The organism is Bacillus sp. SYZHCR11 (assembly GCF_057196865.1).
The window spans coordinates 240,963-257,771 of the sequence record NZ_JBXUND010000004.1 but is presented as its reverse complement, the minus strand read 5'-3'; the positions used below and the strand labels follow the sequence as shown (position 1 = coordinate 257,771).

General features: G+C 49.0%; 10 protein-coding genes and 1 pseudogene. 7 read left to right on the top strand and 4 right to left on the bottom strand.

Going from position 1 to position 16,809, the window contains the following annotated elements; translation table 11 throughout:
- The first annotated feature begins 9 nt into the window (after positions 1-9).
- From AC2CGA_RS16035 to AC2CGA_RS16015, 5 genes and pseudogenes are all read left to right on the top strand, one after another.
- Positions 10-1,146, top strand: a complete 1,137-nt coding sequence (locus AC2CGA_RS16035; RefSeq protein ID WP_484480232.1) for a zinc-dependent alcohol dehydrogenase — start codon at positions 10-12, stop codon at positions 1,144-1,146.
- Between the two features lie 14 nt (positions 1,147-1,160).
- The gene (locus AC2CGA_RS16030; protein WP_003156592.1) at positions 1,161-1,595 is read left to right on the top strand and encodes an RDD family protein; all 435 of its coding nucleotides are present in this window, start codon (positions 1,161-1,163) and stop codon (positions 1,593-1,595) included.
- 116 nt (positions 1,596-1,711) lie between these two features.
- Entirely contained in the window at positions 1,712-1,987 is a 276-nt protein-coding gene (locus AC2CGA_RS16025; RefSeq protein WP_369719109.1) for a YckD family protein, read from the top strand.
- The gene (locus AC2CGA_RS16020) at positions 1,929-2,174 is read left to right on the top strand and encodes a family 1 glycosylhydrolase (RefSeq protein WP_109567708.1); all 246 of its coding nucleotides are present in this window, start codon (positions 1,929-1,931) and stop codon (positions 2,172-2,174) included. The genes AC2CGA_RS16025 and AC2CGA_RS16020 overlap by 59 nt, the downstream gene beginning before the upstream one ends.
- 31 nt (positions 2,175-2,205) lie before the next feature.
- Positions 2,206-2,424 (top strand): annotated as a pseudogene (locus AC2CGA_RS16015) (family 1 glycosylhydrolase); the annotation flags it as partial.
- Between the two features lie 40 nt (positions 2,425-2,464).
- Here the strand turns inward: AC2CGA_RS16015 and comJ are convergent.
- The 4 genes from comJ to hxlA form a co-directional block, all read right to left on the bottom strand.
- On the bottom strand, positions 2,465-2,863 hold the full coding sequence (comJ, locus tag AC2CGA_RS16010) for a competence protein ComJ (protein ID WP_043866822.1): 399 nt from the start codon (positions 2,861-2,863) through the stop codon (positions 2,465-2,467).
- Between the two features lie 21 nt (positions 2,864-2,884).
- Positions 2,885-3,322 carry a NucA/NucB deoxyribonuclease domain-containing protein gene (locus AC2CGA_RS16005; protein WP_003156588.1) on the bottom strand — a complete coding sequence of 146 codons (438 nt, stop codon included), beginning with the start codon at positions 3,320-3,322 and terminating at the stop codon, positions 2,885-2,887.
- A gap of 358 nt (positions 3,323-3,680) precedes the next feature.
- Entirely contained in the window at positions 3,681-4,238 is a 558-nt protein-coding gene (gene hxlB / locus AC2CGA_RS16000; protein ID WP_014304318.1) for a 6-phospho-3-hexuloisomerase, read from the bottom strand.
- Entirely contained in the window at positions 4,235-4,870 is a 636-nt protein-coding gene (gene hxlA, locus AC2CGA_RS15995) for a 3-hexulose-6-phosphate synthase (protein ID WP_014304319.1), read from the bottom strand. Before hxlA ends, hxlB begins: the two co-directional genes overlap by 4 nt.
- Before the next feature lie 231 nt (positions 4,871-5,101).
- Between hxlA and hxlR the strand changes: the two genes are divergently transcribed.
- On the top strand, positions 5,102-5,464 hold the full coding sequence (gene hxlR, locus AC2CGA_RS15990) for a transcriptional activator HxlR (protein ID WP_014304320.1): 363 nt from the start codon (positions 5,102-5,104) through the stop codon (positions 5,462-5,464).
- A gap of 588 nt (positions 5,465-6,052) precedes the next feature.
- Positions 6,053-16,807, top strand: a complete 10,755-nt coding sequence (srfAA, locus tag AC2CGA_RS15985) for a surfactin non-ribosomal peptide synthetase SrfAA (RefSeq protein ID WP_484480231.1) — start codon at positions 6,053-6,055, stop codon at positions 16,805-16,807.
- The last annotated feature ends 2 nt before the right edge of the window (positions 16,808-16,809 follow it).

Here is a 16,809-nt window from a genome sequence, read left to right as displayed (position 1 = left end):
TGACCAAGTGTGAAAGCATTGACATACCAAGGAAAAGAACATATGGAAGTGAAAGAAGTCCCGGCACCCGCCATTCAAGATGAGAGAGATGTCATCGTTCGAATCACCGCAACCGGGATATGCGGTTCAGACCTTCATTTATATAAAAACGGAATACCCGCCGATCCGGGTTATATTGTCGGGCATGAGCCGATGGGAATCGTTGAAGAAACGGGCAGTCAAGTCAAAAAGCTGAAAAAAGGCGACCGGGTCGTGATTCCTTTTAACATCGGCTGCGGAGAATGTCATTACTGCAAGCACCAGATGGAAAGCCAGTGTGATGAATCAAACCCAAATCCTCATACAGATGCCGGCGGTTTATTCGGTTTTTCGGAGTTTAACGGTAATTATCCCGGCGGGCAGGCTGAATATTTACGTGTTCCTTTTGCTGATTTCTCTTCTTTTCTGGTTCCGGCAGACAGTGAGCTTGAAGATGAGCAGGTGCTGCTTCTGTCAGATGTCATGCCGACCGCCTTTTGGAGCGTTCAGCACAGCGGAGTGAAAAAAGGAGATACAGTCGTTATTTTGGGATCAGGTCCGATCGGCTTAATGGCGCAAAAATTCGCCTGGAAAAAAGGAGCTAAACGGGTTATCGCAGTTGATCAAGTCCCGCATCGCCTTGAACATGCGAGACGCATAAACGGAGCAGAGACCTTCAATTTTTCAGAACATGATGAGATCGGGAAACTGCTGCTCGAACAAACGTCAGGGGGCGCGGATGTAGTGATTGATTGTGTCGGAATGGACGGCACGCCGCTTTCAAAAGAAAAAGCAGAGCAAAAACCGAATCAGTTCGGAACGATCAGCCCGATTCTTACAGCATCAGAAGCCGTTAAGAAGTTCGGAACCGTGCAGCTCACGGGCGCATACATTTCTGAAGCGGACGGCTTTCCGCTCGGTGATTTTTTTACACGCAACGTTTCTTTAAAAATGGGCCAGGCACCCGTTATTCATCTGATGCCGATGCTGTATCAAATGATTGAACAAAATGAAATTGATCCGACGGATATCATTACACACAAAATGAGTCTTGCGGAAGCTCCTGCTGCATATGATATATTTGACAAAAAAGAAGATGGCAACATTAAAGTGATTTTGAAGCCATAGCGAGGGGAAACATGATGAATATTTACAGACCGGCGGGATTTTGGATCAGATTGGGAGCCGTTGTACTCGACTATTTAATTACTTCAGTGCCTTTGGCGATTATTTTTATGCTGGCAACAGGAAAAGACCCGAATGAGAGCGCAATGATCAGCATCATTTTGACTCTTTATGGAATTTTGCTCCCTGTATACTGGAACGGCTATGTTATCGGCAAAAAGATCTGCGGTATCCGCATCGTCAAAAAAGACGGAACCCAGGCAGGCTTTCTTACTATGATTTTGAGAGTGCTTGTGGGCGGCCTGATATATGGCGTGACGTTTGGAATCGGTGTGATCGTGAGCGCATTCATGGTCGGAATGAGAGAAGATAAACGGTCAATCCACGATTTTGTAGCGGGAACGTATGTCACATACGCACTGCCGGACGAATCGATTGAAAAGAGCGAATAATTTCGCTCTTTTTTTGCATAAAAAATGGATGAGGGAGCAACATATAACAAACGTTAAAGGAGGAAAGAGTCATGAAAAAAGCTGCATTGTCTTTAGCTGCGTTTTTCATTACAGCAATGGTTTTCACAATGCCGGCACACGCCGAAACAAAAATGCCTTCAACAATGTCACTCACGGAACAGCAGAAAAAAGAAATTGAATCACTTGAAAAAGAAGTGCTCGAAAAACGCAAACATGTCATATCCAAATATGTTGAGTACGGGGTCCTGCCGAAAGAAAAAGCAGAACATATTAAACAGCATATGGACAGGCGCTTTAATATGATGAAACAAAATGGCTTTGTCCCGAAGCCTCCGCCTCATAAATTGGAAAAGCGGCATCATCATTCTTAAGCATCCGGCAAGCCGGATGCTTTTTTGTTTTTATCGGGATTGCTCTGAAATGCGTTTCAAAACGTATGATATCAATATCATACGCATCAGGAGGATGAAACACATGATACATAAAAAACAGGGTCTGTTCCCTGATACATTTCTATGGGGGTCAGCTTCGGCTGCCTATCAGGTTGAAGGAGCTTAGAATAAGACGGTAAAGGACCTTCAGTATGGGTGAACTGTGCAGAGAGGCTATTAGTGACGGAGTTCATCTCATCGGCTGCTGCAGCTGGTCATTCACGGATCTGTTTAAGCTGGCTGAACGGCTATCAAAAACGCTACGGTTTTGTGTATATCAATCGAGATGAAGAAGATGAAAAAGACTTGAAACGGATCAGGAAAACAGTTTTTATTGGTACCAGAATGTAATTGAAACAAACGGTAAAAGTTTATAAAAGTTCCCTGAGAGAAATATGATTCTCTCAGGGATTTCTTTTACATTGCGTCTGCATCAATAATATACGTATCCGCATGAAGATCGGATATTTCGGCAGGCACTGAATAACAGGTAAGGCTGTATCGGCCTTTCGGAATATTAAAGAAAAGCCGCTTTGACATCACGCTTTCAATCTCAATTCCATCTTTTACAGCCTCAAAGGGAACAGTCGCTTTTTTCTCATAGGATAGTACCGGTTCACTTGTGTTAAGCCTGAGGACGATAAATGCCCTCGTATTTCTCCTTGCTTCGAATGAAACAGCTCCGTCAGCTTCCGCATATCCTTTTTCAATGGCTTCATCGGTCCAATCGATAACAGGCGGTTCTGAATCTTTTTGGAAGATTGTAAATTGATGATACGAAATGGCCAGTTCTTGCGGTTTCCATGATTTATTCAATGCGCTGTTCCTCCTGTTTTTTTACTTGATTTTAAATAATACTCTCGTTCCGTCGGGATCATTGGTAAGCTGGTGTCCGACCCAAGAGCCGGCTCCGCGGTTGTCTGCCGGAGAAATATATTCTACGGAGGCATTGTTTCCGCCCTGTTTACAAACCGCCATCGGCCATTCATCCCTATCGTATCCCGTTTTGACAGGCACATGTTTAAGAGATTGCTCACGCCGCTTATGTACTCCGTCTCTATCAATGGTGCAAATGCTGGAATGCCCTTCTTTTATTGCGTCCTTAATATGCTTTGCTGTTTCCGGATATCGATCGGACGGAAATAGGATTACTTTGTCGTAATCACTCTTCTGAACGGTCTGCTCGTTATCTGAGAAAAGATCACCCTTGATCAGGGCCGCGACTGCTCCGGCAATGATGATAAGAACAAGCAGCAGTGCTTTTAATGTTTTCAAGAGTATCAATCACCTCCAGTTTTAAATTGCTGTAAAGCTGGTCCAAGAATAAAGCAGAATCCGCCGGCTGTAAAGCTGTTAAAATATATTTCTCAGCCGCAATTCAGCTGAATATCTGTAAAACCATCCGCACAAATCAATTTTATTCATTAAATATCCGATCAGAAAGTGTTTTTTGCCGTTTCCCTATTCAGAAATGAACGGTTGCGGCCGTATCGTCAATTGACTTATTATAGCGATAAGCTCACCGGCAGGATATCTTCGTCTGCGAGTGTCCGACCTGAAAACCTTGGCCTGCATGACCGTACGCAACAAGACGATAAAAAGACGGCCATCTGATAAGAAGGCCGTCAGCAAATCATTCCAGATTTGCATGCTTTGTAAACATGTCTGCTGAATTCAGTTCTTTTTTCTCCATGATTTTTAGAATAACCGCATCGTAAAACAGCAGAAGAGTTTGTTCGAATAAAGAACCCATCGGCTGAATCGTCTTTCTGTCTCCGCCGGTCTCTTCCTTAGGAGAGCCGGGAATCGTTATCGTAAGATCCGCAAGTTTGCCGAGACTTGAATCGGGGTTAATCGTTAATGCAGTGATGATGCCGTTAAGGCTTTTGGCTTTTTCAGCTGTATGAAGCAGACTTTTTGTTTCGCCTGAGCCTGAGCCGATGATGACGAGACCGCCTTCTTGGAGGGGAGGGGTAAGCGTCTCACCGACGATGTAAGCGTTCAGGCCGATGTGCATCATCCTCATGGCGAACGCTTTAGCCATAAAGCCGGAACGCCCCGCTCCGGACGTGAAGATTTGATCTGCCGATAAAATCTCATCTGCAAGCTTGTCAGCTTCACTGTCGGCTATTAATGCTGCGGTGCGGGATATTTCATTGAGTATTTCATGTAAGTATTCAGTCGTTTTCATGATCCTTGTGAAATCAGCTGTTTCATTTTAGCAGCAGCATCCGCTTTATTGTCAGCTCCCGTAATGCCTCCGCCGACAATGATTAAATCTGGGTTTTGTTTGATGGCTTCAGGAAGCGTATCAAGTTTAATGCCTCCGGCAATTGCGGTTTTAGCGCTCTTGACCGCTTTTTTAATCGCCGTCAGTTCCTCGAATGAATTCTTTCCTTCTGCTTGAAGATCATAACCTGTGTGAACACAAATATAATCAACACCGAGTTGGTCAATTTCTTTTGCCCGTGTTTCAAGGTTTTTTACGTTAATCATGTCGACGAGAATTTTTTTCTGCTGTTTTTTTGCTTCGGCAACCGCCCCTTTGATCGTTGAGTCGTCTGTCGCTCCTAAAACGGTGATGATGTCGGCGCCCGCTTCTGCCGCTTTCATGATCTCGTAGCCGCCTGCATCCATGATTTTAAGATCGGCAAGCACTTTCAGGTGAGGAAAGGCTGATTTCATTTCCTGTACGGCTTTCAGGCCTTCATTAATGACAACGGGAGTGCCGATTTCTACAACATCTATATATTGTTCGACCTCTTTCACAAGTTCAATTGCTTCCGGGATATTCACTAAGTCTAATGCCAGCTGTAATTCCACTTTATATCCACTCCTCTTTTTCATGTATTTACATTCTATAGAGTGCCCCGCATGTTGAGAAGTACGCACTTTGAAGTCTAATAGTTACTTTGAGGATACTGTCCCCGCAGGCAATGCGCTTTGTTTCAGCAAAACTGCGTGGTAGTATAAACTGATGAAAGTTGTGTAAAAAAGTAAGCGTGTATGAATAGATGATGAACGTACAAAAAGTAAGAGGAAGGAGAATGGCCCGTGAGCCGAATGGATGAGAAAACGTTTAATTGCGAAAAGGAATTGACGCTTGCCGTGATAGGCGGGAAGTGGAAAATGCTGATTATGTGGCACCTGGGAAAAGAAGGAACAAAGCGGTTTAATGAGCTGAAAGCTTTAATTCCGGATATTACGCACAAAATTCTTGTGAATCAGCTCAGGGAGCTGGAGCAGGATCTGATCGTTCACAGGGAAGTTTACCCTGTCGTCCCTCCGAAAGTGGAGTACTCATTAACGGAGCAAGGAGAGACCCTTATGCCGATTTTGGACGCCATGTATAAGTGGGGAAAAGAATATATGGAATTAATCAACATTGATAAAACTGCAATAAAGGAATCTTTTTGAAGCGCTCTATGTAAAATAGAGTGCTTTTTTTGCGGTTTAATGAAATCATATTGCGAACGATTAAATCTCCTGTTTCGGTTCTTGCGCTGTTTTTTCCCCATCAGCTCATATATGAAAACTATTTTCATTCTGCCATAACTGGATATTCGAGAGATTTATACTATAGTTTAAAGATTTTTAATTTTACATAAATAATATTTTTAAAAATAAATTGCGGGATGCCGCAAAATACCCTCTGGAATTGTCGGAATTTTTTTCGGTGTGCCGAATGAAACTTTTCACCCATTTTTCGGTGATAAAAACAATAATTTCATATAAAGTGAACGTAAGTAGATATATAGTAATTCATGAAGAAATAGGTAAACCCTGTTGCTTACAAACATTGGATTCTTGTCTTGATTTCTCATAAATTTGAGCCGCATTTCGGACTGTGCGGGTGAGTGGATTGCGGATTTCGGCGGTGATTGAATCGGGATCGTTTTGGAGGTAAGTGGTTCTTTTGGCTTGATAATGAGTTAGGGACATTGAGGGAGGCTGTTTCTAAGGGAGAATTGACAATTTTATCTTAAAAAGGGGAGGCGCACACATATGGAAATAACTTTTTATCCTTTAACAAATGCTCAAAAACGTATCTGGTATACAGAAAAATTCTATCCGAACACAAGTATTTCAAATCTTGCCGGGTTCGGGAAACTCATTTCTGATGACGGCGTACAGGCTCATTACGTTGAGAAAGCGATACAGGAATTCGTCCGGCGGTATGAGTCGATGAGAATCCGTCTGCGGCTTGATGATGAGGGGGAGCCCGTTCAATATGTGAGCGAATACCGTCCGCTGACTATCGAACATACAGACATCAGGCAAGCCGGCTGCTCTGCGGAAGAGCTGTCAAAATGGGGACGTGACGAGGCAAGCAAGCCTCTGGCATTATATGATCAGGATTTATTCCGTTTTTCCGTGTATACCATCAGCGAAAATGAGGTCTGGTTCTACGTTAATGTGCATCACGTTATTTCAGACGGGATTTCCATGACGATTCTGGGCAATGCGATTACTGATATTTATTTGGAGCTTTCGGGCGGAGCAAGTATGGAACAGACGGAGATTCCTTCCTTTATCGAGCATGTGCTGACTGAGCAGGAATATGTGCAGTCGAAGCGGTTTAAAAAGGATCGGGATTTTTGGAACGGGCAGTTTGAGACCGTGCCGGAGCTTGTGTCCCTGAAACGGAGCCAGGCAGATGCGGGTCTTGATGCGAAACGGTTTTCTCAAGAAATTCCTCACGACTTATACGGCCGCATTCATTCATTCTGCGAGGAGCATAAAGTCAGCGTACTATCTCTGTTCCAATCAGCTTTGATCACTTATCTCTACAAAGTGACCGGCCGGGATGACGTTGTCACGGGTACGTTTATGGGAAACCGGACGAATGCGAAAGAAAAGCAGATGCTCGGGATGTTCGTATCTACGGTTCCTGTGCGGACAAGCGTTGACGGAGGACAGTCGTTCTTGGAATTCGTTAAAGGCCGGATGAAGGATCTGATGAAAATTCTCCGCCACCAAAAGTATCCGTATAACCTGCTTGTCAATGATTTGCGCGCTTCGAAAAGTTCGCTGAGCAGATTGTTTACGGTGGCTCTGGAGTACCAGGTGATGCAGTGGCAGAAAAAAGAGAATCTGTCCTTTCTGACAGACCCTATTTTCAGCGGAAGCGGTACAAATGATATTTCGATTCATGTGAAGGAACGATGGGACACTGGGAAATTGACGATTGATTTTGACTATCGCAGCGACATATTCAAGGGAGAGGAGATTGTATCTGTTTCTGAACGTTTGATCACGCTGATTGAAGATGCGATTTCATCTCCTGATCGCATAATTGATGAGCTTACTCTTCTTTCTGAATCCGAGAAAGAGCGGCTGCTGACACGGGCCTCAGGCAATCCGGTGAATTACCGCGGGGAGATGACGATACCGGGGCTGTTTGAAGAGAAAGTGAAGTCACTGTCTGACAAACCGGCGGTGGTGTATGAAGGCCGAACATTGTCCTATCGCACATTGCATGAACAGTCAGGCCGAATTGCCGGACGCCTTCTTAAAGCCGGGATATCAGCCGATTCTCCTGTCGCGGTGCTGCTTGGCCGTTCTGAGCGTGTTATTGCGGCAATATTGGGAATTTTGAAAGCGGGCGGCGCCTATGTGCCGATAGATCCTGACTTTCCGGCGGATCGGATTCAGTACATTTTGGAGGACAGCGGAGCGAAGGCTGTTCTGACGGAGGCCGGAATACAGGCGCCTGCAGCGGATGCCGAACGGATTGATTTTGACGAGGCTGTTCAGTTTGAAACGGCTGCGGACGGTGTCAGTACACAATCAGACCGGCTGGCTTACATCATCTACACGTCAGGTACAACGGGGCGGCCGAAAGGCGTGATGATTGAGCACCGGCAAGTTCATCATCTGGTGCAATCACTGCAGCAGGAGATTTATCAATGCGGTGAGCAGACATTAAGAATGGCGCTTTTGGCTCCGTTTCATTTTGATGCGTCCGTCAAACAGATTTTTGCCTCGCTTCTTTTGGGGCAGACGCTTTATATCGTGCCGAAAACGACTGTAACGAATGGCTCGGCACTGCTGGACTATTATCGTCAAAACCGGATTGAAGCCACTGACGGAACCCCTGCGCATCTGCAGATGATGGTTGCGGCGGGAGATGTCAGCGGAATTGAATTGCGCCACATGCTCATTGGGGGAGAGGGCCTGTCCGCCGCTGTTGCTGAACAGCTGATGAACCTCTTTCATCAATCGGGCAGGGCGCCGCGTCTGACGAATGTCTACGGGCCGACAGAAACGTGCGTAGATGCGTCCGTGCATCAGGTGTCAGCCGATAACGGAATGAATCAACAGGCGGCGTACGTTCCGATCGGAAAACCGCTCGGCAACGCCCGTCTGTATATATTGGATAAGCACCAGCGGCTTCAGCCCGACGGCACGGCCGGTGAGCTGTATATCGCGGGTGACGGTGTAGGCCGCGGCTATTTAAATCTTCCGGATTTGACCGCAGAGAAGTTTTTGCAAGATCCGTTTAACGGAAGCGGCCGCATGTACCGCACGGGTGATATGGCGCGCTGGCTGCCGGACGGGACGATCGAATATATCGGCCGTGAAGATGATCAGGTGAAAGTCCGCGGCTACCGTATTGAGCTGGGAGAAATTGAAACGGTGCTCAGAAAAGCTCCGGGGGCGGCGCAGGCCGTCGTGCTGGCACGGCCGGATCAGCAGGGCAGCTTAGATGTTTGCGCATATATCGTTCAGGAAAAAGGAACCGAGTTTCACCCTGCCGAGTACAGGGAGTATGTGTCCAAGCACCTTCCTGATTACATGGTGCCCGCTTACTTTACAAAAACGGACGAAATTCCGCTCACGCCGAGCGGGAAGGCGGACCGCAAAAAGCTGTTTGCGCTTGATGTGCAGGCTGTCAGCTCATCCGAATATGCCGCGCCGAGAAACGAAACGGAGGAAACGCTCACCGTCATCTGGCAGGAAGTCCTCGGAATGGACAAGGCGGGCATTTATGATCATTTCTTCGAGTCAGGCGGTCATTCATTAAAGGCAATGACGCTTCTGACGAAAATTCATAAGCAAATGGGCGTTGAAATTCCGCTGCAATACTTGTTTGAGCATCCGACGATTGCGGCGCTTGCCGATTATGCGGAAAACCGAAACGAAGGACCGGCATTCAGGGCGATTGAGCCGGCTGAGAAGCAGGCGAGCTATCCGCTTTCGCTCGCTCAGCAGCGGACTTATATCGCGAGCCAATTTGAAGATGCGGGAGTCGGATATAACATGCCGGCTGCGGCCGTGATTGAGGGCGCTTTAGACCTTGAAAAGCTCGAGCGTGCATTTTCTGCCTTAATCAGCAGGCATGAAGCGCTCAGAACATCGTTTCAATCGGAGGACGGCACGCCGAGACAGGTGGTTCACGAACATGTTCCGTTTCATATTGAAATGCTCGAAGCGCGCGGAAGAACGAATGAACAGGTCATGAAGGACTTTGTGCGCCGTTTTGATTTATCTGAGGCGCCGCTGTTCAGAATCGGCCTGCAAACGCTAGGTCACAATCGCCATATGCTGCTGTTTGATATGCATCACCTGATTTCTGACGGGGTGTCTATTTCCATCATGCTGAAGGAACTGGCTGACATCTACGGCGGAAATCAGCTGCCTGAATTGCGCATTCAATATAAAGATTATGCCGTATGGCAGGCGGAACGGGCGAAAGAAGGCTACAAGAAGGAGCGGGCGTACTGGAAAGAAGTCTTCAGCGGCGAACTGCCGGTGCTTCAGCTGCTCCCTGATTATCCGCGGCCGCAAGTGCAAAGCTTTGAAGGTGACCGCGTGTCCGCCAAGCTGCCGAAAATGCTGCGGGAACGGCTGCAGAAGCTTGCCGAGAAAAACGGAGCCACCCTTTACATGGTGCTGTTATCGGCATACTATACGCTGCTTTCTAAGTATTCGGGACAGGAAGACATCATCGTGGGAACACCGTCAGCGGGAAGAAATCACTCTGATACCGAGGGGCTTATCGGGATGTTTGTCAACACGCTTGCGCTGCGAAGCTCCGTGAAGCAGGATCAGACATTTGCCGGCTTGTTAGGTCATGTGCGCAAACAGGTGCTGGACGCGTTTTCCCATCAGGATTATCCGTTTGAGTGGCTGACCGAGGAGCTGAACGTGCCCCGGGACATGAGCAGGCATCCGATATTTGACACGATGTTCAGTCTGCAAAATGCTTCGGACGGAATTCCGGAGATCGGCAACCTGACGCTGTCTCTTCATGAAACCAACTTCAATATCGCTAAATTCGATCTGACAATGCAGGCCCGGGAAACAGCGGAAGGCATTGCGCTCGATTTGGATTATTGCACGAAGCTGTTTAAGCGCTCAACTGCGGATCGCATGCTTGCGCACTATGTCCGTCTGCTGGAGAGTGCGGCAGCTCAGCCGGATGCGAAAATCAGCGAATATGATCTGCTTTCTGAACGGGAGGCTTTGAACCAATTACAGCGGTTCAATCCGGAGCGCACGGCATACCCGAAAGAGCAAACGATCGTGCAGATCTTTGAAGAACAGGCCCGAAAGAACCCTGACCGGACAGCTCTTCAGTTCGAAGGGGATACTCTGTCGTATCAGCAGCTGAATGAACGCGCCAACAGGCTTGCGCGGCATATTCTTTCGGTCGGAGGCGGCGGGGAAACCGCGGCTGTTTTATGTGAACGGTCAATGGACATGATTGTTTCCATTATGGCTGTGTTAAAAGCGGGGTCCGCCTATGTGCCGATTGATCCTGAGCATCCGGTTCAGCGGATTCAGCATTTCTTCCGCGACAGCGGGGCGAATGTGCTCCTGACTCAGCAAAGCCTCAAGCCGCTTGCGGAAAAGGCCGGTTTTCAAGGCGTCATTGTGCTTGCTGATGATGAGGCGAGCTATGAAAAGGACTCTCGCAATCCAGCATTGCCGTTTGATTCCAAAACGATTGCCAATCTCACGTATACATCAGGCACGACGGGAACGCCGAAAGGAAACATCGTCACACATGCCAACATTTTGCGGACGGTAAAAAACACGAACTATTTGACCGTTTCTGAAGAGGACACAGTGCTCGGTCTGTCAAACTACGTCTTTGACGCTTTTATGTTTGATATGTTCGGTTCGCTGTTAAACGGTGCAAAGCTTGTGATCGTTCCGAAAGATACGGTGCTGGACATGTCGCGCCTGTCCCGTGTGATCAAACGGGAGAACGTCAGCATTCTGATGATTACGACGGCCCTGTTCCACCTGCTTGTTGATATGGAGCCGTCCTGTCTGACGACGCTTCGGAAAATCATGTTCGGGGGCGAAAGAGCGTCTGTAGAACATGTCAAAAAGGCGCTGGCGGCAGTCGGGAAAGGAAGACTGCTTCATATGTACGGTCCGTCGGAAAGCACGGTGTTTGCGACATACCATCCGGTGGATGTCATTGAAGAGGATACGCTCTCCGTTCCGATCGGTAAACCGGTCAGCAATACGGAAGTCTTTATTATGAACTCAGCCGGACGCATTCAGCCGGCGGGTATCGCGGGAGAGCTGTGCGTCAGCGGGGAAGGTCTCGTAGAAGGCTACTACAACCGTCCTGAACTGACGGAAGAAAAATTTGTAAAGCATCCGTTTAAGGAAGGTGAACGGATGTATAAAACGGGCGACTTGGCCAGATGGCTTCCGAATGGCGATATCGAGTTTATCGGACGCATCGACCATCAGGTGAAAATCCGCGGTCAGCGGATTGAGCTTGGCGAAATTGAGCATCAGCTTCAAAGCCATGATCAGATTCAGGAATGCATTGTGCTCGCTGTGGATCAGGGCGCGGGTGACAAACTTCTTTGCGCGTATTTTGTCGGCCTCAGGGAAATATCTTCCCGGGAGCTGAGGGAGCATACGGCGAAGGATCTTCCGGCTTATATGATTCCGTCCGTCTTTATTCAATTGGATGAACTGCCTCTTACAGGGAACGGAAAAATCGACAGGCGGGCGCTGCCGATGCCGGATGTGACCGCAGCGAATGCCGTGTCATATACGGCGCCGCGCAATGAAACAGAAAAAAAACTGGCGGATATTTGGGCTGAGGTGCTGCAAATGGAACGGGTCGGCGTCCATGATCAGTTCTTTGAGATCGGGGGCCACTCGTTAGCGGGGATGAAACTGCTGGCCCTTATCCAGAAGACATTCGGCGTGCAGCTTACCTTAAAGGACCTGTTCACTTCTCCGACGGCTGCTGGGCTGGCGCAGCTGATTGAAGGGGCTGAGCGGAAGGCGGCTGAGAGCATCGCACCGGCTGCGGAGCGGGAAACGTATCCGGTTTCTTCACCGCAGAAGCGGATGTTCGTGCTTCAGCAGCTGGAAGGCGCTGAAACAAGCTATAACATGCCGTCTGTGCTCCGCTTAAAAGGAAAGCTTGATGCAGAAAAGCTGAAATCCGTCATGAAACAGCTGACAGAACGCCATGAAGCCTTCAGAACGACATTTGACATAAAGGATGGAGAAACGGTTCAGCGTATATGGGCGGAAGCTGGTATCGACATGGAATATTATGAAGCCTCTGAAGAAGATGCTGAACAGATTATTCAGAGCTTTATCCGGCCGTTCCGTCTGGATCAGCTTCCTCTCGTCAGAACGGGGCTGGTCAAGCTGGCTGAACATGACCACCTGCTGCTGTTTGATGTGCACCATATCATTTCGGACGGCGCTTCAGTCGGCGTGCTGATAGATGAACTGTCCCGCTTGTATGGCGGCGAAACGCTTGAGCCGCTGCGGATTCATTATAAAGACTATGCGGTATGGCAGCAGAAATTTATTCAATCAGAGCAGTACCGCAAGCAGGAGGAGCATTGGCTTCGGGAGCTTGACGGCGAGCTTCCGGTATTGACGCTGCCGGCTGATTACAGCCGTCCGGCCGTGCAAACCTTTGAAGGAGACAAGCTGGTCTTTTCTCTGACTGAGGAACAGACGTCGGCTCTTCGCAGTCTTGCGAAACAAACGGATTCTACCATGTACATGGTGCTCCTGGCGTCGTACAGCGCCTTTCTCTCAAAACTGAGCGGACAGCATGACATCATTGTCGGCTCGCCGGTTGCGGGACGGTCACATGCGGATCTCGCAAACGTCATCGGTGTTTTTGTGAATACACTCGCGCTTCGTACGTATCCGGAAGCGGACAAAACGTTCACGGATTATCTTAAAGAAGTGAAACAAACCGCTTTACATGCATTTGACGCGCAGGATTATCCGCTTGAAGACCTTCTGCAAAAGGTTGAGGTGCAGCGTGATACGAGCCGAAATCCGCTGTTTGATGCGGTATTCTCAATGCAAAATGCAAATGCTGAAGATCTGGTCATGGAAGGAATTGAGCTGAAGCACCATCCGTTTGACAGAAAAACAGCCAAGTTTGACCTGACGATGACGGCTGAGGACACAGACGAAGGTTTAACGTTTGTGCTTGAATATAACACCGCGCTGTTTAAACCGGAAACAGCAGAGACGTGGAAGCATTATTGGCTTCAACTGTTAAAAGCCGCAACGGAAAATCCGGCTGCGAAGCTTTCTGAGCTTTCATTGGTGAATGAAACAGAAAAACAAGCCCTCCTTGACGCATGGAAAGGAAAAACACTCTCTGTGCCGCAGGACAAAACGGTTCACCGTCTCTTTGAAGAAACGGCCGCCCGATATGCGAACCGGCCGGCCGCGGCATATAACGGCGCGAAATGGACGTACGGCGAGCTGAACGCAAGGGCGAACCGGATCGCGCGCATTCTCATAGACTGCGGCGTCACGGCTGACGAACGTGTCGGCATTTTGACGAAACCGTCCTTGGAAATGGCCGCGGGCGTACTCGGCGTCTTAAAAGCGGGCGCGGCATTTGTGCCGATTGACCCCGACTACCCACAAGAGCGGATCAGCTACATTCTGCAGGACAGCGGCGCCAAGCTTCTTCTCACACAGGAAGCGCTGGACGTGCCGAATGGCTACACAGGAGAAACGATTCTGCTTGACGGCGGACGCTCCATTCTGAGCCTGCCGCTTGATGAAAACGATGAAGCGAACCCGCAGACTGAAACAACGGCGGATCATCTCGCTTATATGATTTACACGTCAGGAACGACCGGACAGCCGAAGGGTGTCATGGTCGAACACCATGCGCTGGTGAACCTGTGCTTCTGGCATCACGACGCATTCGCCATGACGGCGGATGATAAAAGCGCCAAATACGCGGGCTTCGGTTTTGACGCCTCCATCTGGGAGATGTTCCCGACATGGACCATCGGCGCGGAGCTTCATGTCATTGACGAAGCGATCCGGCTGGATATCACCCGCTTAAATCACTATTTCGAAGAGCACGGCGTGACCATCACCTTCCTGCCGACGCAGCTGGCCGAACAATTTATGGAGCTGGAAAATACCTCTCTCCGCATGCTTCTCGTCGGCGGCGACAAGCTGAAACGGGCGGTGAAACAGCCGTACACGATCGTCAACAACTACGGCCCGACGGAAAACACCGTCGTCGCGACAAGCGGCGTCATCAATCCTGAGGAAGGATCGCTTTCGATCGGACGGGCGATTGCCAATACGAGAGCTTATATTCTCGGCGACGGCGATCAGGTGCAGCCGGAAGGCATTGCCGGCGAATTGTGCGTGGCCGGCCGCGGTCTGGCACGCGGATACCTGAACCGTGAAGAAGAAACGGCGAAGCGGTTTACCGCAGATCCGTTCGTGCCCGGCGAGCGCATGTACCGGACCGGCGACCTCGTCAAATGGAACGCGCAGAGCGGCATCGAATACATCGGCCGTATCGACCAGCAGGTCAAAGTGCGGGGCTACCGGATCGAGCTTTCAGAAATCGAAGTCCGCCTCGCCCAGCTTGCGGACGTTCATGACGCAGCGGTGACGGCGGTGGAAGACAAAGCGGGCAATACCGCGCTTTGCGCCTATGTCGCGCCTCGGCAGGACGATATTGAAGCGCTCAAAGCCGCGCTGAAAGACACGCTTCCGGACTACATGGTGCCGGCGTTCTGGGTGGAGATGGACGAGCTTCCGGTCACCGCAAACGGAAAGATTGACAAAAAAGCCCTGCCGGAACCGGACATTGAAGCGGGAAGCGCCGCTTACAAAGCGCCGGAAACGGAGATGGAGACGCTGCTTTCCGACATTTGGCAGGAAGTGCTCGGTCTTGGTCAGATCGGCGTAAGCGATAATTTCTTCACCCTCGGCGGCGACTCGATCAAAGGCATCCAAATGGCGAGCCGCCTGAACCAGCACGGCTACAAGCTGGAAATGAAAGATCTCTTCCAGCACCCGACCATCGAAGAGCTCGTCTCTTATGTGGAGCGGACGGAAGGCAAGCAGGCCGATCAGGGACCTGTCGAAGGCGAAGCGGAGTTAACGCCGATCCAGCGCTGGTTCTTTGAGAAAAACTTCACGGACAAACACCACTGGAATCAATCCGTCATGCTTCATGCGAAAGACGGCTTTGATCCGGAGATAACAGAAAAAACATTACATGTCCTGACGGTGCACCATGATGCGCTCCGGATGATTTATCGTGAACAAAAACCGTATTACAGAGGGCTTGAGGATGCGTCTGTTGAACTGAACGTCTTTGAGCTGAACGGACCTGCTGAAGATCATGAGGACCGTATCGAACGGGAAGCAGACCGTCTTCAAAGCAGTATTTCACTGGAAACAGGACATCTGCTGAAGGCCGGGCTCTTCCGGGCTGAAGATGGAGACCACCTTCTTCTCGCAATCCATCACTTAGTCGTGGATGGTGTATCTTGGCGGATTTTACTGGAGGACTTCACGTCCGTTTATACGCAGCTGAAACAAGGCAATGAACCGGCGCTGCCTCCGAAAACACATTCATTCGCCGAATTTGCTGAGAGAATCAAAGAATACGCAAATACGAAGGCGTTTTTGAAAGAAGCGGATTACTGGAGGGGGCTTGAGGAGAAAGAGGTATGCACTCAGCTTCCGAAAGACAGGCAGTCTGGCGATCAGCGCATGAGACATACGAGAACGGTCAGTTTCTCTCTGACGCCTGAACAAACTGAACAGCTGACGACAAACGTACATGAAGCCTACCATACGGAAATGAACGACATCCTGCTCACGGCGCTCGGACTGGCGCTGAAAGAGTGGACGGGTGAAGACACGATCGGCGTTCATTTGGAAGGCCACGGGCGCGAAGACATTCTTGACGGCCTGAATATCACCCGGACGGTCGGATGGTTTACGAGCATGTATCCGATGATCCTTGAGATGAAGCACGCCGACGATCTTTCATATCAGCTGAAACAAATGAAAGAAGACATCAGACACATCCCGAACAAAGGAGTCGGCTACGGCATTCTGCGTTATGTAACGGCGCCTGAGCATAAAGAGGGTCTTTCATTTGAGATTGATCCGGATATCAGCTTTAACTACTTAGGCCAGTTTAATGAGATGTCGGATTCCGGCTTATTTACAAGATCCGGGATGCCGTCAGGACAATCGCTGAGCCCTGACACAGAGAAGCCGAATGCGCTTGATATTGTCGGATTTATAGAAAATGGGCAGATGACGATGACGTTTGCCTATCATTCTCTCGAATTTCATGAAAAAACCATTCAATCGTTCAGTGACAGCTTTAAAGGGCACCTCTTGAAAATCATAGATCACTGCCTGGCCCAAGACGGACCTGAGCTTACGCCTAGCGATCTTGGCGATGATGATCTGACGCTTGATGAACTTGATAAATTAATGGAAATTCTCTAACA

Bases quoted from the DNA above. Each gene is read 5' to 3' on its own strand.
- AC2CGA_RS16030 (WP_003156592.1), top strand. From the start codon at position 1,161: ATGAATATTTACAGACCGGCGGGATTTTGGATCAGATTGGGAGCCGTT.
- AC2CGA_RS16025 (WP_369719109.1), top strand. From the start codon at position 1,712: ATGGTTTTCACAATGCCGGCACACGCCGAAACAAAAATGCCTTCAACA.
- AC2CGA_RS16020 (WP_109567708.1), top strand. From the start codon at position 1,929: ATGGCTTTGTCCCGAAGCCTCCGCCTCATAAATTGGAAAAGCGGCATC.
- hxlB (WP_014304318.1), bottom strand. From the start codon at position 4,238: ATGAAAACGACTGAATACTTACATGAAATACTCAATGAAATATCCCGC.
- srfAA (WP_484480231.1), top strand. From the start codon at position 6,053: ATGGAAATAACTTTTTATCCTTTAACAAATGCTCAAAAACGTATCTGG.